Source organism: Piscinibacter sp. PDB5-1, from assembly GCF_056676035.1.
Genome location: NZ_JBWVZL010000003.1, coordinates 173,479 through 196,594, shown reverse-complemented (window position 1 = coordinate 196,594; position 23,116 = coordinate 173,479). Strand labels below are relative to the sequence as shown.

The 23,116-nt window shown below is 64.9% G+C and carries 29 protein-coding genes, 1 tRNA gene and 1 riboswitch; all 30 genes read right to left on the bottom strand.

Features of this window, described 5'->3' with window-relative positions; translation table 11 throughout:
- Window positions 1-15: 15 nt before the first annotated feature.
- The 30 genes from AC1KAT_RS13755 to AC1KAT_RS13610 all read right to left on the bottom strand — a co-directional run bounded on the left by AC1KAT_RS13755 (window position 16) and on the right by AC1KAT_RS13610 (window position 22,944).
- Window positions 16-585 carry a DUF3275 family protein gene (locus tag AC1KAT_RS13755; RefSeq protein WP_480326853.1) on the bottom strand — a complete coding sequence of 190 codons (570 nt, stop codon included), beginning with the start codon at window positions 583-585 and terminating at the stop codon, window positions 16-18.
- Window positions 586-1,277: 692 nt separating this feature from the next.
- Window positions 1,278-1,430, bottom strand: coding sequence for a hypothetical protein (locus tag AC1KAT_RS13750; protein ID WP_480326851.1), 153 nt, complete (start codon window positions 1,428-1,430; stop codon window positions 1,278-1,280).
- The gene (locus AC1KAT_RS13745; protein WP_480326849.1) at window positions 1,423-1,635 is read right to left on the bottom strand and encodes a hypothetical protein; all 213 of its coding nucleotides are present in this window, start codon (window positions 1,633-1,635) and stop codon (window positions 1,423-1,425) included. The genes AC1KAT_RS13750 and AC1KAT_RS13745 overlap by 8 nt, the downstream gene beginning before the upstream one ends.
- Before the next feature lies 1 nt (window position 1,636).
- Complete coding sequence (locus AC1KAT_RS13740) at window positions 1,637-2,113, bottom strand: DUF3577 domain-containing protein (RefSeq protein ID WP_480326847.1); 477 nt, start codon at window positions 2,111-2,113, stop codon at window positions 1,637-1,639.
- A gap of 241 nt (window positions 2,114-2,354) precedes the next feature.
- Window positions 2,355-3,026: a DUF7673 family protein gene (locus AC1KAT_RS13735; protein ID WP_480326845.1), complete on the bottom strand. Its 672-nt coding sequence runs from the start codon at window positions 3,024-3,026 to the stop codon at window positions 2,355-2,357.
- Between the two features lie 89 nt (window positions 3,027-3,115).
- The gene (locus AC1KAT_RS13730; RefSeq protein WP_480326843.1) at window positions 3,116-3,709 is read right to left on the bottom strand and encodes a hypothetical protein; all 594 of its coding nucleotides are present in this window, start codon (window positions 3,707-3,709) and stop codon (window positions 3,116-3,118) included.
- A gap of 221 nt (window positions 3,710-3,930) precedes the next feature.
- Complete coding sequence (locus AC1KAT_RS13725) at window positions 3,931-4,125, bottom strand: hypothetical protein (RefSeq protein WP_480326841.1); 195 nt, start codon at window positions 4,123-4,125, stop codon at window positions 3,931-3,933.
- Entirely contained in the window at window positions 4,112-4,372 is a 261-nt protein-coding gene (locus AC1KAT_RS13720) for a hypothetical protein (protein ID WP_480326839.1), read from the bottom strand. The genes AC1KAT_RS13725 and AC1KAT_RS13720 overlap by 14 nt, the downstream gene beginning before the upstream one ends.
- A complete protein-coding gene (locus tag AC1KAT_RS13715; RefSeq protein ID WP_480326838.1) occupies window positions 4,356-4,823 on the bottom strand; it encodes a hypothetical protein in 468 nt (155 codons plus the stop codon). The genes AC1KAT_RS13720 and AC1KAT_RS13715 overlap by 17 nt, the downstream gene beginning before the upstream one ends.
- A gap of 278 nt (window positions 4,824-5,101) precedes the next feature.
- A complete protein-coding gene (locus tag AC1KAT_RS13710) occupies window positions 5,102-7,054 on the bottom strand; it encodes a DEAD/DEAH box helicase (protein WP_480326836.1) in 1,953 nt (650 codons plus the stop codon).
- Window positions 7,051-7,248 carry a hypothetical protein gene (locus tag AC1KAT_RS13705; RefSeq protein ID WP_480326834.1) on the bottom strand — a complete coding sequence of 66 codons (198 nt, stop codon included), beginning with the start codon at window positions 7,246-7,248 and terminating at the stop codon, window positions 7,051-7,053. The genes AC1KAT_RS13710 and AC1KAT_RS13705 overlap by 4 nt, the downstream gene beginning before the upstream one ends.
- Window positions 7,245-8,030 (bottom strand): hypothetical protein, encoded by a 786-nt coding sequence (locus tag AC1KAT_RS13700; RefSeq protein WP_480326832.1) that lies wholly within the window; start codon window positions 8,028-8,030, stop codon window positions 7,245-7,247. Before AC1KAT_RS13700 ends, AC1KAT_RS13705 begins: the two co-directional genes overlap by 4 nt.
- Window positions 8,014-8,574, bottom strand: a complete 561-nt coding sequence (locus AC1KAT_RS13695; RefSeq protein WP_480326830.1) for a hypothetical protein — start codon at window positions 8,572-8,574, stop codon at window positions 8,014-8,016. The genes AC1KAT_RS13700 and AC1KAT_RS13695 overlap by 17 nt, the downstream gene beginning before the upstream one ends.
- Window positions 8,575-8,591: 17 nt before the next feature.
- Window positions 8,592-9,131 carry a hypothetical protein gene (locus AC1KAT_RS13690; protein ID WP_480326828.1) on the bottom strand — a complete coding sequence of 180 codons (540 nt, stop codon included), beginning with the start codon at window positions 9,129-9,131 and terminating at the stop codon, window positions 8,592-8,594.
- Between the two features lie 96 nt (window positions 9,132-9,227).
- On the bottom strand, window positions 9,228-9,641 hold the full coding sequence (locus AC1KAT_RS13685; protein WP_480326826.1) for a single-stranded DNA-binding protein: 414 nt from the start codon (window positions 9,639-9,641) through the stop codon (window positions 9,228-9,230).
- Between the two features lies 1 nt (window position 9,642).
- Window positions 9,643-10,053, bottom strand: a complete 411-nt coding sequence (locus AC1KAT_RS13680; RefSeq protein WP_480326824.1) for a hypothetical protein — start codon at window positions 10,051-10,053, stop codon at window positions 9,643-9,645.
- Window positions 10,050-10,697 (bottom strand): hypothetical protein, encoded by a 648-nt coding sequence (locus tag AC1KAT_RS13675; RefSeq protein ID WP_480326822.1) that lies wholly within the window; start codon window positions 10,695-10,697, stop codon window positions 10,050-10,052. Before AC1KAT_RS13675 ends, AC1KAT_RS13680 begins: the two co-directional genes overlap by 4 nt.
- Entirely contained in the window at window positions 10,694-11,275 is a 582-nt protein-coding gene (locus AC1KAT_RS13670; RefSeq protein WP_480326820.1) for a hypothetical protein, read from the bottom strand. Before AC1KAT_RS13670 ends, AC1KAT_RS13675 begins: the two co-directional genes overlap by 4 nt.
- A gap of 30 nt (window positions 11,276-11,305) precedes the next feature.
- The gene (locus AC1KAT_RS13665; protein ID WP_480326818.1) at window positions 11,306-11,689 is read right to left on the bottom strand and encodes a hypothetical protein; all 384 of its coding nucleotides are present in this window, start codon (window positions 11,687-11,689) and stop codon (window positions 11,306-11,308) included.
- 15 nt (window positions 11,690-11,704) lie between these two features.
- Window positions 11,705-11,980 carry a hypothetical protein gene (locus AC1KAT_RS13660; RefSeq protein WP_480326816.1) on the bottom strand — a complete coding sequence of 92 codons (276 nt, stop codon included), beginning with the start codon at window positions 11,978-11,980 and terminating at the stop codon, window positions 11,705-11,707.
- 230 nt (window positions 11,981-12,210) lie between these two features.
- Entirely contained in the window at window positions 12,211-12,702 is a 492-nt protein-coding gene (locus AC1KAT_RS13655) for a hypothetical protein (RefSeq protein ID WP_480326814.1), read from the bottom strand.
- 175 nt (window positions 12,703-12,877) lie between these two features.
- The gene (locus AC1KAT_RS13650) at window positions 12,878-13,939 is read right to left on the bottom strand and encodes a PFL_4669 family integrating conjugative element protein (protein ID WP_480326812.1); all 1,062 of its coding nucleotides are present in this window, start codon (window positions 13,937-13,939) and stop codon (window positions 12,878-12,880) included.
- An 89-nt stretch (window positions 13,940-14,028) separates the two neighbouring features.
- Window positions 14,029-14,238, bottom strand: coding sequence for a hypothetical protein (locus AC1KAT_RS13645; protein ID WP_480326810.1), 210 nt, complete (start codon window positions 14,236-14,238; stop codon window positions 14,029-14,031).
- Window positions 14,239-14,428: 190 nt separating this feature from the next.
- Window positions 14,429-16,150 (bottom strand): hypothetical protein, encoded by a 1,722-nt coding sequence (locus tag AC1KAT_RS13640; protein ID WP_480326808.1) that lies wholly within the window; start codon window positions 16,148-16,150, stop codon window positions 14,429-14,431.
- A 4-nt stretch (window positions 16,151-16,154) separates the two neighbouring features.
- The gene (locus AC1KAT_RS13635) at window positions 16,155-16,922 is read right to left on the bottom strand and encodes a hypothetical protein (RefSeq protein ID WP_480326807.1); all 768 of its coding nucleotides are present in this window, start codon (window positions 16,920-16,922) and stop codon (window positions 16,155-16,157) included.
- Between the two features lie 82 nt (window positions 16,923-17,004).
- On the bottom strand, window positions 17,005-17,643 hold the full coding sequence (locus AC1KAT_RS13630; protein WP_480326805.1) for an STY4526/YPO1902 family pathogenicity island replication protein: 639 nt from the start codon (window positions 17,641-17,643) through the stop codon (window positions 17,005-17,007).
- A 161-nt stretch (window positions 17,644-17,804) separates the two neighbouring features.
- Window positions 17,805-19,667, bottom strand: a complete 1,863-nt coding sequence (locus AC1KAT_RS13625; protein ID WP_480326803.1) for a hypothetical protein — start codon at window positions 19,665-19,667, stop codon at window positions 17,805-17,807.
- Entirely contained in the window at window positions 19,664-20,542 is an 879-nt protein-coding gene (locus tag AC1KAT_RS13620; protein ID WP_480326801.1) for a ParA family protein, read from the bottom strand. The genes AC1KAT_RS13625 and AC1KAT_RS13620 overlap by 4 nt, the downstream gene beginning before the upstream one ends.
- A gap of 122 nt (window positions 20,543-20,664) precedes the next feature.
- Window positions 20,665-20,740: transfer RNA gene (locus tag AC1KAT_RS13615), tRNA-Asn, on the bottom strand.
- A 35-nt stretch (window positions 20,741-20,775) separates the two neighbouring features.
- Window positions 20,776-22,944, bottom strand: a complete 2,169-nt coding sequence (locus tag AC1KAT_RS13610; protein WP_480326800.1) for a TonB-dependent siderophore receptor — start codon at window positions 22,942-22,944, stop codon at window positions 20,776-20,778.
- A 46-nt stretch (window positions 22,945-22,990) separates the two neighbouring features.
- Window positions 22,991-23,094, bottom strand: a riboswitch (TPP riboswitch).
- Window positions 23,095-23,116: the final 22 nt, after the last annotated feature.

Genomic DNA, 23,116 nt, shown 5'->3' with positions numbered 1-23,116 from the left:
GCGATAGGGAAACAATCACTCGGTCGGAGGGTTCCAGACCTGGAGCTTGGGATCGAAGGTGTAGGCCAGATCCTTGAGGCGATCGCGCTGTGCTCGGAAGGCAACGCGGTCGACGGTCGGATCGAGTTTGATCGGCTGCCTGCTGCTCAGGAGAGCAAAGAGTTCCGCACCGAACAGCTTCTGGTCCGCGGGCGCCGCGTCCTCGGCCGGCTCTTTGGCGCCATGAGCTTCCTCGTGCGAGGGAGCGGCAGGGCGCGTACGCGATGTGGCCGGTGTGTCGGCAGGGTCTGCCGCCGGAGGCTGCGCTTCACTCTGCTCAGGCGTCTGGTCGACCTCGTCGATCACGATGTGCTCGAGCTGGGCGACGTTCTTGATGAAGACCTTGCCTTTCCAGGTGAAGCTTTCCGGCTCGATCCAGTTGATGAAGAAATCGCCGTTGTAGGTGCCTTCTTCGTACTCTTCGATGAGCGCATCCTTGACCTCGAAGTGGCCGATCTCAGTGCGCAGCTCGCCGACGTTGAAGGCGCCGCGGCGGCCGTTCTTCTGGGTAATGGTGATGGTTCCGCGAACTCGGATGGCAGACATTGCGATGCTCCTTGGCAGTGGGATAGATGCCGACGAGCACGCACGTCCCCCTGCGGGATGCGTCCCGCGCGGCGGATGAGAAACCTGAAAAGGGAAGGTGGAAGAGGAAGGCGAGGCGTGAGCCTCGCGTTTCCCAGGGTCAACGTTGCTTGTGCGTGTCAGGCAGTTCGCAACTCGGTGGTAGGGCGGTCAGAGTTGTGGAGTCTGGGACCCGGCCACCTTGAGCAGCCCGAAGGGCAGCTAAGAGGCAACTCCAAGCCGATGGAGACCATCGGTGCGCTGGCATTGCAGGAGCCGACCAGCGTTCAGGCGCATGTAGGGGAGGCACATGCGGGCCGGGCGTGGCTTGATTACAGTGAAGCCACCACACTGGACGAAATCGAACTTGCCTCAGCGGCCGAAAAGCCGCTCGGGCAAGCCCGCACAGGTGCGGGCGATCGTGTCAGCGGCCAGAGGCGCCGCCGGCGCGCTGCAGCCAGTCCAGCCCGAACACGACGACGGCTGCGACGGCCGCAAGCACATAGCCGCTGTAGATGGCGAATTGTTGCTGTTCCGGTGTCATGGTGAACCTCCTTGTCGTGGGTGACATTGTGCGCCAAAGATCGTGAGTCATTGCGCGCGAGGTTTCCTCGAAAAGCCGCTCGGCCCTTCGAGGAAACCCCGAACGAGTCGGGGCAAGGTGGGGATCGCAGTCAGGCGCTCCGCCGGCGGGCCGAAGCGTCGTGCTGGAGGGCACGGCGCTTGGCACGGCGTCGTTCGATCAGGTGGAGGCAAGCCACCACCAGAAGGACGACAGCAACCAGGATGTACCCGGTGCCGATCTGAAAGAGCTGCTGCTCATTCATGATCGTTGGTCGAGGTGTCGTTCTTGAGAACGTAGATCGCCAACGCTTCGATGACAGCGAACAAGACGAGCGCATGGAAGAAGGTCTCCCAGGCATTCGTCGAGTAAGCCTTGTAGCCGACCACCGCGAAGTACGCGAGGGCGGCTTTGTCGATCACGCCGGCGAGGTGCTTGCGCTGCTCAGGGTTGAGTTTCAGCTGGGGCATCTCAGTACGGCACATCGGCAGCAACGCGTTCGCGCTGCGAGCCTTCGGGCGCCGGGTCCGAGTTCTGGCCATCTTGCGACGGCTGGGTTGGACGCTCGACGAGCGGGATCTCGAACTTGTGCCCGTCCACCTTGGCGAAGGTGAACTGCAGCACACGGGCCTTGAGACCCTCGTAGTCCTTCTCCTGGTAGGTGTAGAAGTCGGGCTTGGGGTCACTGGCACGGAAACCGACGATCACCTTCTTCTTGGCCTTGACGGCTTCGTAGAGGAGTTCGGCAGCTTCTTTCGCCTGCTTGCCAACGATGCGGCAATCGATCGAGACGTACTCGACCGCGTCGTCGGTGCCCATCATCGCGTTGATGGTGCAAGCCGGATAGGCTTCACCCTTGCGAGGCTGAACGAAACGCATGCGGTTGAGGTAGCCGACGCCCTCGATGATGAGGTTGAAGGCCTTCTTTTCTTGAGCTTGGGTGGTCATGGTGCATCTCCAATGAAAAAAGGGGATGCACGAACCCCCAGTCGGGGATGTGACATCCCCAGGGGGTTGATGAGAAAAACTTCAGACCTCTCACGAGGTCCAGCGCTTCACGGAAGCCTGGCGCTGTTGCTTGCTGCGTAACGTGCAGCGATCGGACCGAAATGTCGGTCGGGCAGAAAACGCCGCCATTGTGCGCGTGTCAATCGGGTACGCGCAAGGGCTCGGTGGTTCGGCGGATGGCCTACAGGTTCTCGCGAGGATCCTGCGCGAGCGCCTGGACCAACTGCTCGACCACCTCGGTGCGGTGCTCCTCGGTGTGATGACGGCACAGACCATTCAAGACCAGGTCACGAGCCACGATCTTGAGCTGGCCGACGTCGGGCACTCGCCAGTTGTCGGCCATGCGTTCCCACAGCTGACCACCATTGACGAAGTAGCAATGAACCTCTTGCTGGCACGCTCGTGCGTCCATGCGGAGCACGCGCATGCAGTCTTCGAAGAGGCCGTCGTCGAGGCACCGAAAGTCGGTGAGATCGAACGGGAAGCGAGTGCCGTTGTAGAGCCCCAGTAGGAACTGGGCCACATAACGGCATTGGCCTGAGTGGCCTTGGGCCACATCGACCAGGCGCTTCAACGATTCGACGCCGCGCGCCTGGATAGCAGCGCGCGGATCGTCCAAGCCCGCAACGGCAGGCAGCTCCCCGAGCCGTTTGGACTGCAACTCGTGCAGGACGTCGGCATCGTTGAGCGCATCGACCGGGTCGCGCTTTTCGTCTTCGGCGATTCGTTTGCGAAGTGCGAACGAGGTGGCAGGTTCATTGAAAACCGCGCGAGCGGCAGCCGAGTAAGACTGGCCAGCGAAGCGAGCGCCGGGTTGGTTAGAAGCCGCAGAGGCGTCCTTCGTCGTTGTCATGGTGATTCTCCAGTGCAGATTGAGTGTTGATGGGCCGCCCAGGGGTGCGAGTCCCCTGGGTGGCCGTAGCGATGAGGGTGAGAGCGAGCTCAGGCTCTGAGGCGAGGCGCAGCAAGTGCTTTGGAGGCTTGGAGGCTGTTCCAGGCCTCCCGCTCGGCGCCTTGGGCGTCAGCGAGAGCTTCGGTCGAGCAGCCCGGTAGAGCTTCGAGCCGGCGTCTCAGATGGCGCGCGCGGCGCAGGCGCAGCGCGAGGTTGAACAGCACCCCGCGAGCGGAGGCCACCGATTCCGGCGTCGCGTCTGGTGCAACCAGACCCAGCTCGAGGCACTCCGCATGGATGGCCTCGTCTTCCTGCCTTTCGATTTCTCGATAGGTGTCGGCCATCTCGTCGCTGCAGCGCTGGGCGTCGGCGGCCTTCGCGTTGGCCTGCGCAGCGAGCATGCCGAGCAGCCACTCTCGACACAGGACCGCATCGCAGGCGATGTGATCTGGCAGCGCTGTGCTGCCGGCGAGCTGGGCGTCGTGGCCTTGCCAGTACGCCTCCTCACGCTGCGCAGTGCGTTTGTGGCGCCAGAAGCAAAGACTCCAGCGGAGTCGTGCGAGTGCTGCCCTCGCTTCCCGGTACAACCGTTGCGCGGCCGTCGGGTCGGGGGAAAGAGCTGGAAGGGGATAGACGTTGTTCATGGTGCATCTCCAATGGGAAATGGGGACGCACGCACCCGGGAGGGGATGTGACATCCCCACGGGGTTGATGAGAAAACTTCAGACCTCTCACGAGGTCCAGCGCTTCACGGAAGCCTGGCGCTGTTGCTTGCTGCGTGACGTGCAGCGGTCGAACCGAAACGTCGGTCAGCGATAGGAAGCCAAATTCTGCGCTTGGTGCGCGTTCAGATCAACCATCCGGCTCATGGCTCGAAGCCAGGCTGGAGAACGTACTCGTTCGGCACCACCCGCCAGATCCGAGAGGCGTTGCTCCCAGAGCATGCGGCATTGATGGCCTCGCACACGTGGTTGGCCAACTCTTCAGACATCGCCGGCAGGTTCACAAACTTCTCATCTGGGTAGTCCCGGCCAAAGTTGTCGGTCTCAATGATTCTCATGAAGCGGTCTTTGTGACTGGGTGGGCAAAGCCTTCGCTCGTTGCAGGCCCAGCAGGCTGGTGCCCATGAAGCCCAGCTGCTGCATGAGCAGCCCGTAGTGCTGGCCGCCGGCGGCGAACAGGATCATGGCCACGTTGGCGACGAGGAACGCCCACCAGCCGAGGCGCGACCAGCGTGAGTGCGAGGCGACCAGGGCTGCACCGAGCAACCCGAGGACGCAGCCGATCCATTCAAGAGCCGTGAGCATTGCCGCGGGAGCTGGGGAACCAGGAGAGCACTGTGTTTCCAATGGCGATCAGCAGCGACCAGACCATGAATCCGCCCACGAAAGTGCCGATCGATGCGACAACGACGCCAACGAGCGCGACACCACCGACCAGGCCGAGCTCGAGGAACGTAGGAAGTGCCGGGGGCCAGAGCGTGGCCACGGGGACAGCGCCGAGCTGGACATCAACGTGTGGCCCGAACTGCACGAGGTTCTGCGCCCAGTAGCCCAGGGGGGCAAGAAGCAAGAAGGCGACGATGAGCGAGACGATGCCGACCAGGGCCGCCAGGCCTTGGGGCCATGCCTTCTTTGCAAGCGTTGCCGGCCGCGAGGGGATCGGCAGGCCAGCCGCCCGAAGGGCACTGGCATAGCCAGCCTCGCTCATCCACGATGCGCGTTCTAGACGTTTTGGGGCGGTGTGGTCGGTGTCCATGTCAGTTGCTCCTGTTCCTTGTGAGGGGTAAGTGCAGTGCTATCGGTTGCGCCGCCAGGCGGCGACCCACTGCTCAAGTTGGCGGTGTGCTCGGCGGTACTCTGCGGTGCCGGCCCGTCCAGTCGTGACCATGCGCACGAGCTCTGCTCGTCGCTCTGCGATGGCCTCTGACAGGGAATGCATGACGGCCTGGGCGGCGCACTCCGTGTGCTGCGCTTGCCGAGCCTTGTTGATGGCGGCTTCAGCCCGCAGCTTCGCCAGGGCGGCTTGATTCCTGGTCATGCCGCGACCTCGACTCTCACTGCCTCGACGATCGACACCTCGATCTCGCGCTTGGCGTCCAGCAGCGCGACGATCTGCTCGTCGATCGTGCCCGCCACGACCGGGATGATCACGAACACGTCTCGGGTCTGGCCCGAGCGGTAGGCCCGATCTTCGGCCTGGCGCTTGAGCGCCGGCGTCCACGGCAGCGAGGCGAAAAACACATAGTTGGCAGCTGTCAACGTGATGCCGACGCCGGCGGCCATCGTGGTGCCGATGAACACCGTCACGGTCGGATCTGTCTGGAAGGCGTCTACGGCCGCCATCCGCTTCTTTGGGGTGTCCGAGCCGACCAGGCTGACGCAGCCAATGCCAGCATCCTTGAACGCCTGACGCAGCGCTTCCACGGTGCCCATGTACTCGCAGAAGATGATCGCCTTGGCATCCGCTGGCAGGCTTTGCACCGACTCGACCAGGAAGTCGAGCTTCAGGGCCTCCAAGTGCTGACGCAGCTTGGTGATCTTCGGCATGGCCATGAGCACCGGATCGGCCATGATCCGGCGGTACTCGGCCAGGTCGTCGGAAGCCTTCAAGACGCGCACCTGGTGCGTCTTGTCGCCCAGATCCTTCAACACGTCCTTGCCCCGACGCAGCATCCAGTCCTCGAGCTGCTCGGCGAGCAGCGCGCGCTTCGCTTCGTTCCCGGCATAGGTCTTCTTGAACTCCACCAGCGGCAGATTTCCGAGGGGGTGGCCAGACAACCGCAGCAGCGTGTGCACCTCGACCTCCCGACTGAGGATCGGTGTGCCCGTGAGCAGGAATCGCCTGGGAATGCGCTGGGACAGCAGGAAGGCATTGCGCGTGCGGCCCGTCTGGTGTTCCTTCAGGTAATGGGCCTCGTCCACCAGCATGCACCCGATCGGCAGATCCACGGCCTTGACCAGGCCGCCCAAGCGCTCGTAGTTGGCCACGATCCACTGAGCGCCGCGCTGCGTCGCCTCGTCGTGCTGGCCAACGAGCGCCACTCGGGCATCCGGGTAGACGGCCCGAATCTCGCGCTCCCAGTTGATCGCTAGGCTCGCCGGGCAGACCACCAGCACGATTGTGTCGCCGGCGGCCATACGACCCGCCACGACGGCTTGGCGGGTCTTGCCCAAGCCCATGTCATCCGCGAGTAGCGCGCTCGTACGCGCGAGCAAGAATCCGACGCCTCCCTCTTGGTAGTCGCGCAGCCCGCATGCGCGCGCCACCCGCGCGAGCTCGGCCTGGTCGACCGCCAGGCGCTCCAGGGCGGTGCCCATGGTCCACAGGAAGCCAGCGCCCTCGGGTGGCTGGTCCGAAGGGCCGGCCGGCAGCATCGGCATGGCCCCCGGAACCGAGATCGGCACCTCGGACGCGGACTTGCCGGCCAGGTTCTCCAGCACCATCGCCGTTTCGTGCTCGAACACGAACACGGCGTCGACGCCGGCGTGCTCCAGCAGCGCAGCCCGGATTTCAGGCCCGCTGCGGCGTATCTCCCAGGCCTTGGCGTGCTTGTGGAAGCGACCGCCGAGTCTTTTCGCTGTACTGATCACAAGCGGGTCTTGCACGCTGCTCAAGGCGTAGCCGCCGCTCTCCAGCGGCAGCAGCTGCACGTCGAGTACCTCGGCGAAGAACTCCCGCACCGGCGACCGCCAGGCCGCGGCCGCTTCGTCACGCACGCCCGACAGGTCGAGGTCTGGAAGGTCGCCTGCGGCCGCGTCCAGGCCTGCGAGCACGTCGCGCATGCCAGCCGCCGGGCAGATCCACATCCGTCGCGGCGCCGACCAGGTCGTGCCGAGGCTGCGCATGAGCTGGCTGACAGCGTCGCCGTAGCAGGTGGCCAGGCCGACGCGCAGACCGTCGCTCACGACCCGCGTGACCAGCTTGCGACGGGCCGGCGCCACCGGCTCGAAGCCGAGCGCGCTGGGTGTGACCGACTCGACGCTCATGGTGCCGTGTCAGCCGGATGGCCCGGCGCCCGATTCCCGGGCCCACCCGGCAGGGTGTCGTGCACGACCTTGCCATCGATGAGGACGGTGCCGTCGGCGCAGGTCTCGATGAGCGCCTGGCCGAAGGCGTGCTGCCACATCACCTGGCTGACCACCGGCGAGTTGTGGGCGACGCGTTGTGCCGGCGCGTTCATCGACGATCCGCCGGCTGGTCGAAGAACGAGGGCTCGATCGACGCCGGATCGACGAGGAAGTCGTACCCGAAGTCATCGTCGTGATGCGCGCCGCTCAGGTGACCTGCGCGCAGGCGTGCGAGGATTTCCTCGAGCTGCGAAATGATGGCCGCCCGGTCGCTGTAGCGAGTCCCTTGCAGACGGATGACGATCTGTTGCAGCGGGTAGGCGTGGGCCACCCACCCGGGGTCGATCCCCAGGGCAGCAGCCGGCGCCGGCGCCGGCACGGGCGGCTTCGTGTGTTCGCGCAGGAGCGCGGCGGTCAGATGAAGCCGAATGACGCGAAGGCGCTCGAATTCCTTGCGAAGTGCCCGGAAGTCTCCACGTCGCATCGGCCGCACCGCAGTGATGCGATCGCGCATGTGGGCGAGTTGCGGTTCCTGCTCGCACATGTCGATGATTTCGCGCTCGTGGCATTCCACGATGGGGTCCAGGAGCTCACGCGCTCGCTCGGCGCGTCGGGCCATGAACTCAAGGCCCATGCCTGCGCAGAAGAATGCGATACCGATGGCGATGAGCACATCGAAAGCCATATCGATGTGGGCGCCCTGCGACCCCATTGCGGACGCCAGGGAAAGGGCCACCAGGAAGCCGCAAGTGGCGTAGGCGCCGGTGGTGAGTACGGGCAGCACGCGGTCCGCCAGACGCTTCCAGCTCGTCGACCTGGCCTCGGCCGCGGCCACGGCCCGCTCGGATGCCACGGGGCCGTCCAACGCAAAGAGTCGTTCAATCGCTTCGCTCATGGGGTGCTCCTCCGACGCGCCCGGTGATGGGCGCGGTGTTGCCCGCTTGGCGCTCATGTCGCGCCACCAGCTCCTCGAGCTGGCGTTGTTTCCGATTGGCGTCCCACGCCTTGATGGCCTGGAACTCGAGCTCGGTGATCGGTCGCCCTTGATCGACCACCTGAAGCCGGTACTGCTCGACCAGATGGTCCCGCACGCAGATCGCGATCAGCTCATGGTTCTTCGCCGGCTCCATGGGCGCGTACAGGTGCGAAACCGCCTCGGTGGGCGCATCTGCACGACGCAGGGTGTACGCCGTGCCGGCGACGCAGAGCGCGATCACCAGCGCGGCCACGATGTCCCAGAACATCGGCATGTCGTTGGGCATCAGAAAAACGCTCAGAAAGTAGGTCGCGACGCCGATCAGGACGAAGCCGGCGCCAGCGACGCCGTTCAGCCTTGCTTGTCGCGCAGCGGCCGCTTCGGCCGTTTCACTGGCCCGGCGTGCCGCGTCCATCGCCATCGCGGACGGCGGCGCGCTATGAAGATCGATGTTCAACCGCATGACGCCTGTTTGCGGCCTCAGCCGTGCGACGGCAAGGCTGCATCGGCAGGTTTGAGGGTCTTGTCCGTGATGGGCTCTGGGTTCGCTGCCAGCGCAGCCATCCGCCGCTGCTCGCGGGTGTCATCCCATCGCAAGATGGTTTCGAACTCAAGAACGGTGAGCGCCCGGCCTTGAGCAACAACCTTCAGCCTGTAGTCGTCCACCAGGCGATCGCGCGCACAGCACTCCACAAGGGCTGTGGACTTCCACTGCGGCAGCGCTTCGTAGAGGTGCGAAGTCGGTGCGTGGTTCGGATCAGACTTGATGAAGAACACCAAGGCAAGCACAAGTGAAGCAAGCACCGTCGCGAACATCACCTTGGCGGTCGCTTCGTTGAGGTCGAAGGCCAGGGCAACGATGAAATGACCGACGAACGCCGCTGCAAATAGCATCGCAAGCCCGAAGTCGCGCCGCGAGCACCGTGCGATGGCTTCGTCGAGTTCTCGTGCGGCCTCGAATGCCGCGTCCAGCTGTTCCTTGGTCGGCGGGGCCTGGTGAAGGTCTATGTGAAGGGTCATGACGACATCCTTTGTTGTGTGTCCGATCGAACCTGTGTCCTGCGGGCACGGCTGCGCCCCGAGCGCGCGCTGCGCCCGGGTGGCCGTTCCATGGGATCAAGCCGGCTCGGGGGTGCGCTCTTCGCGCTGGCTGCGGCTGGGCGTGAAGCGGATCTCGTCGATGCGCGAGAGCACCAGGTCAACGCGGTCGGCAGTCACCTGCAGCGCAGCGCGCGACTCGTTCGTCTCGCGGTCCTTGTAGCGACGCAGCACCAGGTCGCCTTCGACGCGCACGCGGCAGCCCTTGCGCATGAATTGAGCCACGCGCTCGCCGAGCCGCTCGTTCCAGATCGTCACATCGACGCCGGTGCACTTCTCGTCGTCTTGCACCGGGTTGCCATCGGCATCTTGGTAGTAGACGTCGGAGAACACGCGGATCTCGACGAGCGTGCGCGGCTTGCCATCGACCGTGACGGTCTTGGTTTCAGGGTCACCAGTCAAGTTGCCGATGAGTTCAACGTTCATGGACATGTCAGTTCCTTCTCTGTCGATCTCCCGTTTCGAAGGTGTCCATGAGCCCGTGTGTACGCCGGGGGGTCATTGCGCCCAGGTCGTTGTGGGAAGCGGCCTGGAGCCGGTTCCTGAGTTCTTGCCAATCGCGGCGCGTGAGCGAGCCGCGAAGCAGGATTTGATTGCGTTCGTGCGCCGGGAGCACGGCCACCAGGCGGCGCAGCTCCCAGATGGGTACGAAGGTGGCCAGCGCGTGCTCCTGCACGCTCCAGCGCCACCAGGCGACCACCACAGTCACCGCGCCGAGGACGACCAGGCCAACAACCGTTGCGCTCGCCAATGCGATCGACGGCAGATCCGGCACTGCATGCGCAGCGCCTGCGGCCACAAAGGGCAGGGCAGCCAGGCCGAACTGCGTGATCGGCAGCTTCAAGCCACATCCCTTCGCATGCGGCCGCGTTGTTCTTCCTCACGGGCACGCGCAATGGCGTGCTGGCGGAGCAAGCTGCCGCCGGCGAGCGTCCACGAGAGGTACGCCTCGATGCGCTCCGCGTAGCGACGGCCGCCCGGCTCGCCGAGCGATCGCCGCTTCTTGGCCTCTTGCTTGCGCAGCTCCATGAACAGACGGATCGACGTGAGCCGGGCGCGAGCCTCTGGCAGCTCCAGCCCGGCCAGGTTGAAGAAGGGGAAGGCTGCGACGAGAAAGCGCGCGTCGTAGCTCATCCGGCACCACTCGACGACTGCAGCCCACTGGTGGATCGTTGCGGTGCCCTGGGTGCCGCAGGAAGGGCACTGCACCTGATGCCGGCGCCGGGTGTCGCCACGCTCGCTTTCGGTCAGGAAGCTGATGAGCCGCGGCTGCGTGCCGCAGCGGCACGGACACACGTGTTCCGCCGAATGCTCCAGCGGGTCCACGGGCCCGAAATCAAGGCTTGGCACCCACTCGCGCCACTGCGCATCGTCCAGGGCTTTCTGCACCTCGCGCAGCCCCATGCTGCGCACGGGTCGGCCGCCAGAGCCGTACCGTCCGTCCGCAATGGTCGGTACGTGGCTGGGTCGCGCACGGTCGATGTTCACCGGGCCTCTCCAGACATCCACGTACTCATGCCTGCGGTGAACTCCCGTTCGTCATGCACGCGCCGGGCTTCGGCGATCTGCCCCTGCAGGGCAGCGTAGGCGGCACTTTGGCGAGCGCCCTCGGCGTCGCCCTCCCGATTCAGTGTCTTGGCGCGGCCGACGGCCGCACGTGCCCGCCTGGAAGCGCGGGTGGGGTCGTATTGGTCGAAGAGGTCGATGACGCCGGCTTCGCGGTCGCGCTCACGGCGCCGCATTTCGCTGAGGTCCCAGCACACCTGCTTGCGGATGCCTTCGATGGCCTCGGGCCAAAGCACGACCTCCCACGCCGACCGGATGTCATGACCGGCATGAGCCAGCAGTTCCGCATCGCGCATCGCCAGTCCGACCACCAGCAGATCAGCCTCGTCGATCCAGCGGTTCTGCAACGGCACGCGGTGGATCGACCGATCGCTCCACTCCAGGCAGAGGCTCACCATGCGAAAGACCCAGTGCTCAGGAACGCTGCGGTTGAAGTGCCAAGCCGGAACGCCGAGAAGCGGGCCGTGGGGCTCTGTCGCCATCAAAGGGGAATCGGTCATGGAAGCTCCTGCCAAAGCTTGCGGTTCATTTCAGGTACGAACACGGGTTTCGGGGAAGGCCACCAGGCCATACTGGTGAGCCACCTCAATCCGGCGATGAATGTCCCTCGCGGGAATGGTGGCGAGATACTGCTCAGCAGTGCAGCCGGCTGCGTCGAAAAGCTTTTGTCGCGCCCGGGCTTGTTTGGCTTCCCGTGCCCGGCGCTCGATGAAGGTTTCCTCCTCGATGTGCGAAAAAGCCAGCGCCGAGGGAATCGTCATGATCAAGGCGATCAGGACTGCCGAGGCGATCCACAGCCCGATTCCCGTCAGCCATCCAGCATGCGTTGCATATCCTGACGCTCCCGCATAAACGAGGATCGGCAGGCTCGCACGGCAACCGAAGGTTCGAATCCAAATGGCGATTTTCGTCATCACGAAGCTCCAAGTTTATTCGTCCGCGCTGACACAGAAGTTGGCAAAGAGAAACACTGCCAGCGCCAGAAATGCCAATGCCAAGAAGAAGTGATTCACCGTCAGCCAGGCGGGTGCGGATGGTGAGTATTGCGAAACGAAATCGGCTTCGGCCACCAAGAAGTAACTCAGGCATCCGATGGCAACGCCACCGGATGTGACCATGAGGGTATTGCGTTCACCAAGCCGCGCAAATAGGGTCAGCGTTGACAGCACCACCACCACGGTGAAGTTAATCCACAAGAGAGTCATGATTTGTTATCTCCATGATTCTGGTCATCTGTCTTCTGCAACATGAATCTGGCCGCCGGATAAGTGAATGCGGGAATGGCCGCCACCAAGAGAACGAATGCCAGATTCGGCGAGTGCCACAGAAACAGAGAAGCCGCACTCCAGCAGACCAAGAGCAGCGAAATCCCACGGCCGAGAATTCTCGCCCGTCCGTCTGCCGAATTCTTCCCCATCATATTCACACTCGCGCTTTACTGCTGCCGCGGCCGTCCACCGCCGAATCCACGTCCTTTGTCACCGCGGTATTCATGCGGGTGCCTTCTGGGACGGCCATCGATCAGACGAGAAATCGTCTTGAGCTCGAAGCGGGCAACCTGCTCCTGGTGATTCAAAACCAGCGCCAGCTCGTTGATATCGCGATACCACTGCGCCAGGACAGCGCTGCATTCCGGCAGGAATCCTTCGATACGTTCCCAGGTTGCATGGCGGCCTGGTGCGTCCGGCTGAGCTGCTGTGAAGCGCCAGCGCAACTGCACGGCCTCCCGCAGCTTGTAGGCCTGCAGCCCGAAGCGCCGGCCTTCGACATCGCGGGTCTGTTGCGCCAGGTCGTTCATCTCCCGGTAGATGGCCTGCAGGTGATCCTCGGCTTGCTTTCGCCACTGCGCCAGGGCTCCGCCCTTACCCTTTAAGGGCCCTTTAGGGTCAATCACTTGTTTGACCATCATTCCCGCCGTCATCGTCATCACAGTCAGATCCGCTTCTGGCCCAGTACCCCAACCCGAACACATCTGCCCCAGGCGGGCCTTAGAGGCCCTTTCGACCCCCATCCCCGCCGCAGGCGCAGCCCTTTCGACCCCTGGCCGCTTCGCGGCGCACCACACGGGCGCAGCGCGTAGGCCGTGAGAGGCTGGCGCAGCATCAAACCAGCGCCTCGGCCGCTGCTGCAGGCAGTTCGTCTTCCTCCGACACCAGCGGCACCGCGTTCAGCAGGCGCAGTTCCTCGGCGGACACATCCAGCTGGCGGCGCGAGTGAGCCGGGGCCACCGTCCCGTTGAAGACTTCCCGCGGCAGGCTGCCGAAGATGCCCACTGCGGCAGCCACACGCTTCTTGGCGTCCTCTGCGGCAGTCGGCAGCCAGTCGATGCGGGACAGCGCGCGCAGGTCTTCCTTGAGCAGGTAGCGCTGGAACCAGATCACCCGCTCGAAGGCGCTGCGCACCTTGTGGGACTGGTTGTAGATCGCCGTGTACCCCTCTTTGTCCGAGAGCATGTCTTTGCGGACCAGGGTTTTGACCATGCGCACGAAGTAATCGAAGGTGGAAATCAGCTCGACCACGGCATAACCGTAAGGCGATTTGAATCCGAGCTCGACCTTGGCCGGGGGAACTGCCGCAACGATCGAATACGAAAGTCCACGCTGGCGCTTCTTCTCCAAAAGCGCGTCCATCGAATCGATTTCCGATTCCAGGCTGGCTTTGATTTCGTTGATCCGGGTATGCGCTTCAACCAGCGCGAAGTCTGCATACGGATTGTCGTTCCCGGACAAATACCAGATCGCCCGCAGCGCGGCACCCACCTTCTTGCCGCCGCTTTGGCCATAACCCTGCTGACCTGGCGCTACGGCGCGGCCGATGAAGAGGCGCGAAGCCTCCCGGGTATGGAGCAGCATGGAATCCTCGCCCTCGTCGGCGAGTTTGCCCAGCGTTTTGACATTCGAGGCTTCGCGATAAGGGACATCCTGCTCGGCGCCGTCGCGCGCCTTGAAATCCGACTGCATGGATTTCAACTGCGCTTCGCGCTTTTCCAATTCGACATACCGCGAATAACGCGGGTCCATTTCATCGGGGTCATCCGCGTCGATGAAATCCTTCAAGGCAATACGCTCGCCTTCGATGTCGTATCCATCCTTGAATGGCGACGTGGCGCTCACCGGGAATACCGGCTTTCCTTTCTGTGGTGGATTCTTGCGTGTCGTGGTCATGCTAATACTCCTTTCCCTATCCTAAATTGAATTTGCCCCGGACTCAATTGATTTACTTAATTGGGTTCGAATGTTTATAGATTGCGCGGTTAATCGGAAAAATATTCGGCCCAGATCAGGGAAACAAGGCCAAACCCTGCGGCGATGCTGCCCAAAATTCCGCCGACTACGAGAAGCGGATTGAGAGAACCGGGGATTTCGTTGTTCATCAGAATTCCCAGGGCGACCGGCGTGAGAATCAAGACCGTCGCGAATACGAGAAGTCGGGCGCCGCGGGCGCGGATTTGTTTGGGTGTCATGGGTTTCTCCAGAAGGTTTTGCCGGGACTAGTGCGACGGTGGGCTGCACTGATCAATCGCTTGCTTGATTGACGCAGCAGTCCCACCAATGGCGGCAAGAACGTAGCCGAACGTAACTGCCCCCAGTGGGGGCAGTTACAACTGTGTGCGTCACCCCGTTGGTTGCGGACCCCGTCCGAGAGCAGGCTTGTCATCCGACGGCCCTCCGCTTGAACTTGGCCAGCGTTTCCTTGACCCGCTTGCGTCCCTCAGAGTCCTCAGGAGCCCGCTCGAACTGCTGTGGTGCCGGCGCGGGCGCTGCGGCCTGCTGGCGGGCTTCATAGGCCAAGCGCTCGGCCCGAAGCTGCGCGACTTTGTGCGCGCCCTCGGCGACGAACTTGCCCTCACGGGCCAGGTTGCAAAGCGTTCGAAGCAGGCCCAGGTGGTTCTTCACCTCGCGCTTGGCGTGGTGCTCGATGAACACCACTTCGTCGAGGATGCTCTGCTGGACGGCGTGCTCAAGACCCTTGAGGTGAGCCATCGCGATGCCCGTCTCGTGCGGGGACTGCCTCAGTGCCTTCGGCCAATGAAGGTCGGCCATCGGGTTGATGGCTGCCGCCGCCGTGTGAGCGAGCGCGCTCTCCACCTTCGGCGACGCCGGCTCGACCGTTCGCTCTGGGCCTGCATTCCTTTCCAGACCCCAGGGATTCGACCCCCACAACCACATCTGGGCGAGCGGTGCCGTCAGCCTCGCGTGCGCGAAGGAGTAGTTGTTGTTTGTTATTTGTAGATCTGAATAGTAAAGGCGGGGTAGGGAGACCATTACCGGCAGGACCGGGCGATCATTAAAGGCAGGATCGGGCGATTCAGGCGACTGGCCCGCAGGGCGATCAAGGCATCGCCCATTTCCACCTGCCTGTTTCTCCCTTTCCCGCTCATAAAGGAGTGCGGCTGCGGCCTCGGCCGCTTCCTTTGCCCGCCGGCGGCAATCGGCCAGCAGCCCGGCCATCGGTTGCGGATCGCTGGCCAGGTCGACGCGGCGAGGGAAGTTGTGGCCGCGCTCGAAGACGACCTTCAATTCCTTGAGGGTCTTGCGGGCGGTCTGCCACTGGTCGCGGCTGAGGCCGGTTTCGTCTTGCCACTCGGTGCGGTGCAGTCTCACCCAATGCAACTGCTGGCCCGGCGTCGTGCCCTTGAGCTGAGGACGGCTCTCCAGCCGGGAGGCCAGCACGGCCGCCGTGAGCGACATGCGCTGCGTGAGCACCCCATGAAAAAGCCACGACCGCCCAAGAAGGCGGTCGAGTGGGGAATCTTGCTGGGCCAGGTGCTCCCATGTGAGGGGCTCGGCCAGCTGCATCTCGCTGCGCTCGGCCAGGGCGGTGCCCAGCGCAGCGAGATTCAGCCGGAATTCCAAACGAGCGGGCATCGTCAGCCGACGCTCTTGCAGCCAGCCGGACGAGACCAGGATCTGCCGGGCACGCTTTTGCACCTTCCACGACATGCCGGTCTCCAGCTGGAGTTCCTCAGCGGTCTTTTGCAGCCAGCCGTCGTTCTTGGCGAGGTCGGCGGTGCGCCGGCTCCAGTAAATCAACTGGGACAGGAAGATGCCGGCGGCGGCGTCGCCGACGACGCCCATGAGCTTGGCCGAAATCGAGATGCCATAGAGGTTGGGTTCACGACTCTCGGCGCGCTGGGTCTGGCCGCGTCGCGTGCCGGCCGGCTTGACAGTCGCATCCTCGACCGCCTCGGCATCCGGTGCGGCGGGAGCGTGCACCTCGGGCGGCAACTCGGGAAGAGGTCCGGCTGCCGGAAAGGCAACGTCCGCCTCGACCAGATGGCTCGACGCATCGGCGGCCTTGCCGATGACGAAGAGCCGCAGGTCTCCGGAATCGATGCCGGGCTTCTGCGGTGGTGGGCGTCTGGGTCGGAACATGCGCTCAGCCGGCCAGGGGCTGCGGGGGCAGGCTGTCGCCGTTGGCCAACTGGGACTCGACGATTTCGGTGCGCAGGGTCTCAAGCTCCATGCGCCACGCGTCAGGGTCGAAAGAGAACTCCAGCACGATGCTGCGCGTCTCCGGGTCGATCCGGGTGCGTTCGTCGATCAGTCCCAGCGCCCGCAGGCGCCGGCGGGCGCCCATCCATTCATCGAGCGAGACGCCGGCGGCTTCCTGCCAGTCCCTGTCGCTCGGCCGGGAGGCCCAGGGCGAGCCCGTCTCCGCAAGAGCCCGGCCCGAGGCCTGCGCAACGGCTTGCAGCACCGAGGCATCGACGAGCGAGCGCACCACGGAGATCACGTGGAGGGGAATGGCGAGCGAGCGGTGGGACAAGTCGATGAGGAGGTCATCGGCGAAGGCGTAGGCCGCTTGTTCCCGGCGACGCCAGGCGTCCTGCGCGGCGCGCTGCTGCTCCTTCAGAGCCTGGCGGGCCGCACGCCTAGCCGCCAGTTCGTCTTCTGGCACTGGCGGCTTCGACTTAGGTTTCGGCTTGCGCGCCTTGGGTGCGGTCGCCGCCGCCGGCGCTGGAGCCGCTGGCGGCTTCGGCAGCGGTGGCCAGGGCACCGTCAGCCAGTCGGCGGGCAAGGCCACCGAGTAGCGGATGCTGGAGACGCCCACGGGCGCCGACTTGGGCGAGGCCGCGCGCACGGTGGGCTGGAGGTTCGGCGCCACCCAGGGGGCCTTCATCGGATCGAAATAGACGTTGGACATCAACTTCTCCGCTGGAACGAGTGTTGATCGACCCCGTGGTCGTGCGAGCTGGGCGGCTGCGAATGGGCCGTGGCCCATCCGCTCAGTCGCCCGTCTCGGACAGCGGGGTGAGCTTGAGGGACTGGGGCATGATCACCATCTCCAAGGATGAAATCCACATCTTTGGGAAGTGCTGGTGCAGCCGCCAGATGCGCTCGGCCTCGTCCATCGGATCGGCGAGCTTGGCCCACGCCTCCTCGATGGCGTGCCGCTCCTCGATGCCCGGCTCGCGGCTGCGGCCGCCCGTGGCGATCGTGGGGGCGATCTGCTTGCGCAGGCGCCGCGCCTCGGTCGGCGACACCGCGAAGAGATGCATGAGCAGTCGCGGGCTCGCGCCGTTGCGGATGAAGTACTCCAGCCGCTCGCGCTTGAGCCTGGCCAGTTCGACGCGGCGCAGCTGGCCTTCCACCTCGCCTGTCTCGATCGACAGCGCCAGGCCGCACGGGCTGTGCGTGAAGCGCAGTGCGTCGGTCATCGACATCGAGCGCAGCTGGTCGATGGCGGTCTTCTGCATGCCGGCACGCACCAGCTCGCGCAGGGCGTCGCCCGACTCGATCTTGGCCACCAGCCGCGTCAGCAGGTACATCCGCGTCTGCGGATCGTCCATCGCCAGCGTCACCGCGCTGCGCATGAGGCCGCTGCGGTGGTGGTTGTTGTTCGGATGTTGCTCCAGGGCATTCATTGATGCCGTCCCTCCTGATGGTCGATGACATGGCATCCAGTGGGGCGACCGACCCCGCTGAACCCGCCGACAAACGGCGCTCCCCGCGCTGCTGGGATGCAGCGCGTAATTCCTTGAACAAACGACCGAACGGGGCGAGCTGCATGGCGTCGCTTCCTCGTTCAGTACGGGCTGTCAGACGCCTGCAGGCGCGTCATGAGGGCCCAGCGATCCGGGTGTTGCTGGTAGACCCAGCCGATCAGGTCTTCCACGCGACGCAGGGCCTGCATGGTCGGCTGCACGGCCGTGGGCTGAGCTCGCACGAGCAGCGCGGCCGCGTAGCCCGGTTCCTGGGGCTCCACGTCCAGACCCTCGAACGGGCTGTGAGACTGGTCTTGCGTGTAGTGGATGTAGAAGCGACTGGACTTGTCGATGAGTTCGCCGGCGCCGTTGGTCCACTGGCCGCTGAGCAGGCTCAGCGTCCACCAGACGATGGACTTGGCCTGGCGCTGGTAGTCCTCGGCGCTGTCCATGCGCACGGGCACGCGCCTGTGGAGCGCAGGGTCCGGCAGATCGACGAAGAAGCCGAGCGGCATGGCCTCTTGCAGGCAAAGCGTGTCGGCGAGGCCCGCCAGGTCAACCAGCGTTCGCAAACCCTGGTGCAGCGCCTCGACGGCCGAGGCGCCGGCCGGCTCGCTGGCGGTGGGCAGGAGCGGTTGTTGTGCCGGGGGCGATTGATGGGCGGCGGCACCCGTGGTGGCTCGCGGTGCGCTCGCGTCACGGCCGGAGGGGGCAGGGGGGCTTGGCGCCCGCGATTGCGGCTGCACCAGTGACGGTGGCAGGGCCAGCGGCGACTGCGCGTGCGGCTCCGGGCCCGGGTCCTCGTCGATCGGCGGGAAGTCCGGTGGCGTGCCGCCGGCCAGAAGATTGGGGGACGGCGCACGCAGTTCGGCGAGCGAGGCGTAGGCGTTCAGGCTCAGGGCCTGAAGCATGTTGCGGACGTCCGAAGGCTGCTCGTCGAAGCGGGCGCACAAAGCAGCCTGCACGTCATCAGCGAGCGCTTTCGGGTCCAGCTCAGGCGTTTCCTGGGCGAACACCTGCTCTCCATGGGCGCGAAGGGCGGGTGTAACTAGCTCAGACCAATACTCGGCATCCGGTAGGCCGAGTAGTTCGGCCAAGCGGGCCAGTTGGGTTAGGCGGGGTTTGATAGTGTCCCGCACACCGCCCAGCTTTAGCAGGATGGTGGCTGGCCCGAGAGGTTCAAGCCGCTCAAGCGCGAACTGCCAGATGGGAACGGTGGTCTTGTCCGCCCGTAGACCGAAACTGGTGAGCGCGGCAGCGATTTCACGTGTGCTCATTGGCTTGGTTCGCTGGCCGGAGTCCATCTCCTGCTGTTCGATCCGCGAAGCCAGTTCCAGCATCCCCTTGGCCTGCTCCCAGAACTTCATGTCACCGCGGTTGAGGTTCTCGCCGAGGTGCTGGGCGAGCAGCCGGGTGTCGTCCTGGTACTCCTGGTAGATGCACGCGACCCAGCGAAAGCGCTCGTCGCCGGTTTCGGCGTAGATCTCCTGCACGAGCTCCAGCGTCGTGTTCGAGCCGGCCGCGAGCATGTACGGCTCGCCCGGCCCACGCCGTGTCACGACAAAGGCATCCTGGTGGCCGTGTGCCAGCAGGGATGCCTTGATGTCCTCGCGCTTCTCGTTCTTGAAAATCCGCGGGTTGTGGTCGTACGTCTTTATCGCCGATGCTTCAAGACGCATGAAGCCAGGCAGATCCGCCTTGCGCAGATCGACGCTCGTCGGCGTGGGGTCGCCGACGCGGTAGCTGTCGCGGCGCACCTGTTCTTCAAGCTCGCGCTTGGTCAACGGCCGGTTGGTCGCCTCACTGGGCTGAGCAGGAGGCTCCTGCTTGGTCAGGGCGCTGAAATTGAGCACCCCGCGCCGCTGTTTGTTGGCGGCGCGATCCTCGTGCTGAAGCACCCTCTCTGTGCTGATGGTCAACGGCAGACCGACAAACTCGCTTGGTTGCTTCTTCGGAGGGCTCATTGCGTCACCCCCGAGCGGTTGGCCGTGCCGAAGACTTCGTCCGGATTGCCGACCATGCGGCCCGCGAAGTGCCCGTACAGCTTGGGGACCAGATCCCATACCAGTCGGTGCATCACCTCGTAGCCCGACAGGTTGCGAGCGCCGCCGGTGCGGCTGACCTGGTGAACCGGCACGCGAAGCGAGAAGGCTTCGCGGTACGCGACGGCCAGTGGAATGACCGTGGAAATGAAGCTCACGCGATCGTCCTCTCCGAACTCGCTGGCCAGGTCGGTCAGCAGGTTCCTGGCATCGCGCGAGAAGTCGAACTTGCAGATCACTGCACGGATGGGCGCCAGGTCGGCGCGCGGCTCGGACGCGTCTTGTGCGAGGCGCTGAAGCGCGCGAAGCGTGCCGCTGCGGAATTCGCGGATGCTGGGGGTATCCGGGGGCAGGGGGCTGATCAGCATGTCGGCCGCGAACGCAGCAGCTGTCTGCAGGGGGCCGAGGGCACCTTGCGTGTCGATCAGGATGTAGTCGTAGTGATCGTCGATGTACGGCGACTTGAGGGCCGTGGCCAGCCGTGTGCGCTGGTCGGGGCGACCGTACAGCCAGTGTTGCAGCTGGGCATCACCGTCGTTGGACTTGATGACGTCGAGGTTCGGCACGGAGGTGCGCGAAATGCACTGAGGCGTCACCGTGCCCTGGGTGATGACCTCGACGAGGCCTTGAGGCGCCTCGTAGGTCAGGTCGTAGTACTTGGTGAGGGATGGCTGGATGTCCGCATCCACCATCAAAACGCGCTCGCCCATGTCGGCGAGCAACCCGCCGATGTTGGCGAGTGTTGTGGTCTTCCCGACCCCGCCCTTCGAACTGAGGGCAGCAAACGTCTGCTTCATTGGACATCCTCCAGAGTGACCTTGAGTGGCGTCTGGAGGACGCGAGGCGCTGCGTGGCAGCAACCTCGTTCCAAGTGATTTCGAAGATGCCTTAGCGATTTCTCGCTAAGGCTTTCGATTTTTGGCTCCCCGACCTGGGCTCGAACCAGGGACCTACGGATTAACAGTCCGGCGCTCTACCGACTGAGCTATCGAGGAACAGAGCCTCGCAGTATAGCGTGTTTTTTCAAGAATCAAAGACTTGCTTCAACCGAAATGCGCAGCGTGCGCGGAGCCAGCGGGTACAGGTAGGCGTGGCCGTACTGGTAGGGCGACTCGCGCCAGGCTTGGCGGTCGAAGGCGTTCTCGAGACCGAGGCGCCAAGTGAGCGTGCCGTTGTCCTGGCGTTGCTCGAAGGTCGCGCCGAGGTCCACACGGCCATAGCCCGGGATGCGCACGCTGTTGTCGGGCAGCACCATGCGGTCGCTCTCGGCGACGAGACCGGCTTGCAGTTCGAGGCCTTGCACCGCTTGCAAGGCGTGCGTGCCAAACAGCTTGAGCGACAGCGCCGGCACGTTGGTCGGACGTTTGCCGTTCTCGGTGGGGTCGATGCCTGCGCCGATGCGGCGTGCGTGCAGTGCTTGCAGGCCGCCTTGCAGCGACCACGCGCCGGCGCGCCAGCCGAGTGTGGCTTCGAGGCCGCGGTGACGCTTGTCGCCGTCTTCGACCAGCGCGCCGCTGCCGTCTTGGCCCCAGGTCGGTTGCTCGATCTGGAACCACGCGAGGCCCCAGCTCAGCGTGCGGCCGCTGGTCTTGTAGCCAAGCTCCACCTGCTCGCTCTTGCGCGCCGGCAGGGCCTGGCCCGGGTTGACGTAGCCCGGCAGGTTGGGCGTGACTTCGCTCTCAGCACCCTGGCCCCAGCTGGCGTACAGCGAGCGCGACTCGCCGATGCGGTAGCTCGCGGCCAGCCACGGGGTGGTGATCGACTGGCGGTAGTCGGTGGCTTCGCTGCCGTCGGTCTCGACGCTGTCGCGGTGCAGGCGGGTCTGTCGCAGGCCGACCCAGCCGGTCAGGCGTTCGGTGAACTGCAGGACATCGCGCACGAAGAACTCGGTGCTGCGCTCGTCGCGGTTGGTGCTGGTGTCGTCGGCCGTCGGGTTGGCGTAGGCAAGCAGGGTGCCGTTCACATTGCCGATGCCGGTCGGCACGGCTTCGCCCGGGAAGCGGAAGGTCTGGTTGAACGCCTGGTTCTGGAAGCGGTTGCGGGCCTGGTGGTACAGCACACCGGTCGAGAGGCGGTGGCGGATGTCGCCCGTGCGCAGGTCGCCGTGCACGGCCAGTTCGACGGCGTCGCTGCGGCGGCGCTCGTTCTCGCTGCGGTAGTCGTACAGGTCGTAGGTGCCGTCGCTGCAATAGCGGTCCCAGGCGCTCTCGGCCGTGCAGCCGTAGGGGAAGGCCAGCCGGTCGTCGGTGCGCAGGCGCTGCGTCATCGCGTGCGCGGTGAAGCGCCAGGCGTCGAGCTTGCGCGTGAGCCGCACCGAGGCGGTGTTCGCGTCCATCCCGACCGGTTGTGCCCACTGCTGGTTGTTGAGGTTGATGCGCGCATCGCCCGGCGTGGGCACGCTGTTGCCGAGCAGGCTGAACGCCGGTTGGCTGGGCTGCGAGCGGCGGCTGATCTCGGCTTCGGCTTCGACCGTGGTGCGGCTGTCGAGGCGCCAGTCGGCGGCAGCGGCCACGAGGTGGCGGCTGCCGCGCGCCGAGCGCAGCTTCGGGTTCAGGTGCTCGTGCGCGGCGTTCAGGCGCAGGCCGAATTCTTTTTGCTCACCGAAGCGCTGGCTCAGGTCGATGGCTGCGAGCACCGAACCACGTTCGCCCCAGGCCACCTGGCCGAAGCGCAGCGGGTCGGTCAGCGGGCGCTTGACGACCACGTTGACCAGGCCACCCGGGGCACTGGTGCCCGACTGCATGCCGCTTGTGCCTTTGAGCACTTCGAGGCGGTCTTTGTTGTCGAGCGGGATGGACGTCTCGGCGTTGATCGGCAGGCCGTCGCGGCGGTAGTTGAAACGGTTGTCGATGACGAAGCCACGCACGGTGACCGAGTCCCAGTAGCCCACCGAGTTGTACGCATCGCTCACCGACGGGTCGATGCGCGACAGGTCGGCGATGCGCTGCACGCCGCGCGCGCGCATCTGGTCGAGCGCGACGACGCTGGTCTGGAACGGTGCCTCGACCCAGCTCAGTTCACCCCAGCCGGCCACGTCGGCGGTGGGCGCGCTGCGGCCGCTCACCGTGACGGGCGGCAGCGTGGACGAGGATTGCGACCAGGCCTGCGGAGCCGCTGCGCTGGCACACAGCGCGAAAGCAGCCAGGGATACCGCGCGCAGGCGGGGACGGGACGAAGCGGAAGTGATGCGATGGGCCATGACACGTTCGAGATGGAACGCAAGGCCGCATGCGGACGCGAAGCCGTGGCTTCGGAGCGTGCTTCCCTGCGCGAGGATTACCTCAATCAGGTTCAAAGGGACTGTCTCAGTCGGGCGAGAAGCTCTCGTCCAACACCCCCAGCGAAGGCTGCGCGGCAGGGCCACGCAAGCC

What these genes read in the sequence shown, in the direction of transcription:
- AC1KAT_RS13655 (WP_480326814.1), bottom strand. Translation starts at nt 12,702, where the DNA reads ATGACGATGACGGCGGGAATGATGGTCAAACAAGTGATTGACCCTAAA.
- AC1KAT_RS13660 (WP_480326816.1), bottom strand. Translation starts at nt 11,980, where the DNA reads ATGACTCTCTTGTGGATTAACTTCACCGTGGTGGTGGTGCTGTCAACG.
- AC1KAT_RS13700 (WP_480326832.1), bottom strand. Translation starts at nt 8,030, where the DNA reads ATGAGCGAAGCGATTGAACGACTCTTTGCGTTGGACGGCCCCGTGGCA.
- AC1KAT_RS13670 (WP_480326820.1), bottom strand. Translation starts at nt 11,275, where the DNA reads ATGACCGATTCCCCTTTGATGGCGACAGAGCCCCACGGCCCGCTTCTC.
- AC1KAT_RS13625 (WP_480326803.1), bottom strand. Translation starts at nt 19,667, where the DNA reads ATGAGCCCTCCGAAGAAGCAACCAAGCGAGTTTGTCGGTCTGCCGTTG.
- AC1KAT_RS13695 (WP_480326830.1), bottom strand. Translation starts at nt 8,574, where the DNA reads ATGCGGTTGAACATCGATCTTCATAGCGCGCCGCCGTCCGCGATGGCG.
- AC1KAT_RS13610 (WP_480326800.1), bottom strand. Translation starts at nt 22,944, where the DNA reads ATGGCCCATCGCATCACTTCCGCTTCGTCCCGTCCCCGCCTGCGCGCG.
- AC1KAT_RS13715 (WP_480326838.1), bottom strand. Translation starts at nt 4,823, where the DNA reads ATGGACACCGACCACACCGCCCCAAAACGTCTAGAACGCGCATCGTGG.
- AC1KAT_RS13650 (WP_480326812.1), bottom strand. Translation starts at nt 13,939, where the DNA reads ATGACCACGACACGCAAGAATCCACCACAGAAAGGAAAGCCGGTATTC.
- AC1KAT_RS13725 (WP_480326841.1), bottom strand. Translation starts at nt 4,125, where the DNA reads ATGAGAATCATTGAGACCGACAACTTTGGCCGGGACTACCCAGATGAG.
- AC1KAT_RS13645 (WP_480326810.1), bottom strand. Translation starts at nt 14,238, where the DNA reads ATGACACCCAAACAAATCCGCGCCCGCGGCGCCCGACTTCTCGTATTC.
- AC1KAT_RS13710 (WP_480326836.1), bottom strand. Translation starts at nt 7,054, where the DNA reads ATGAGCGTCGAGTCGGTCACACCCAGCGCGCTCGGCTTCGAGCCGGTG.
- AC1KAT_RS13755 (WP_480326853.1), bottom strand. Translation starts at nt 585, where the DNA reads ATGTCTGCCATCCGAGTTCGCGGAACCATCACCATTACCCAGAAGAAC.
- AC1KAT_RS13690 (WP_480326828.1), bottom strand. Translation starts at nt 9,131, where the DNA reads ATGACCCTTCACATAGACCTTCACCAGGCCCCGCCGACCAAGGAACAG.
- AC1KAT_RS13750 (WP_480326851.1), bottom strand. Translation starts at nt 1,430, where the DNA reads ATGAATGAGCAGCAGCTCTTTCAGATCGGCACCGGGTACATCCTGGTT.
- AC1KAT_RS13630 (WP_480326805.1), bottom strand. Translation starts at nt 17,643, where the DNA reads ATGAATGCCCTGGAGCAACATCCGAACAACAACCACCACCGCAGCGGC.
- AC1KAT_RS13705 (WP_480326834.1), bottom strand. Translation starts at nt 7,248, where the DNA reads ATGAACGCGCCGGCACAACGCGTCGCCCACAACTCGCCGGTGGTCAGC.
- AC1KAT_RS13665 (WP_480326818.1), bottom strand. Translation starts at nt 11,689, where the DNA reads ATGACGAAAATCGCCATTTGGATTCGAACCTTCGGTTGCCGTGCGAGC.
- AC1KAT_RS13730 (WP_480326843.1), bottom strand. Translation starts at nt 3,709, where the DNA reads ATGAACAACGTCTATCCCCTTCCAGCTCTTTCCCCCGACCCGACGGCC.
- AC1KAT_RS13745 (WP_480326849.1), bottom strand. Translation starts at nt 1,635, where the DNA reads ATGCCCCAGCTGAAACTCAACCCTGAGCAGCGCAAGCACCTCGCCGGC.
- AC1KAT_RS13640 (WP_480326808.1), bottom strand. Translation starts at nt 16,150, where the DNA reads ATGTTCCGACCCAGACGCCCACCACCGCAGAAGCCCGGCATCGATTCC.
- AC1KAT_RS13740 (WP_480326847.1), bottom strand. Translation starts at nt 2,113, where the DNA reads ATGACCACCCAAGCTCAAGAAAAGAAGGCCTTCAACCTCATCATCGAG.
- AC1KAT_RS13735 (WP_480326845.1), bottom strand. Translation starts at nt 3,026, where the DNA reads ATGACAACGACGAAGGACGCCTCTGCGGCTTCTAACCAACCCGGCGCT.
- AC1KAT_RS13720 (WP_480326839.1), bottom strand. Translation starts at nt 4,372, where the DNA reads ATGCTCACGGCTCTTGAATGGATCGGCTGCGTCCTCGGGTTGCTCGGT.
- AC1KAT_RS13635 (WP_480326807.1), bottom strand. Translation starts at nt 16,922, where the DNA reads ATGTCCAACGTCTATTTCGATCCGATGAAGGCCCCCTGGGTGGCGCCG.
- AC1KAT_RS13685 (WP_480326826.1), bottom strand. Translation starts at nt 9,641, where the DNA reads ATGTCCATGAACGTTGAACTCATCGGCAACTTGACTGGTGACCCTGAA.
- AC1KAT_RS13620 (WP_480326801.1), bottom strand. Translation starts at nt 20,542, where the DNA reads ATGAAGCAGACGTTTGCTGCCCTCAGTTCGAAGGGCGGGGTCGGGAAG.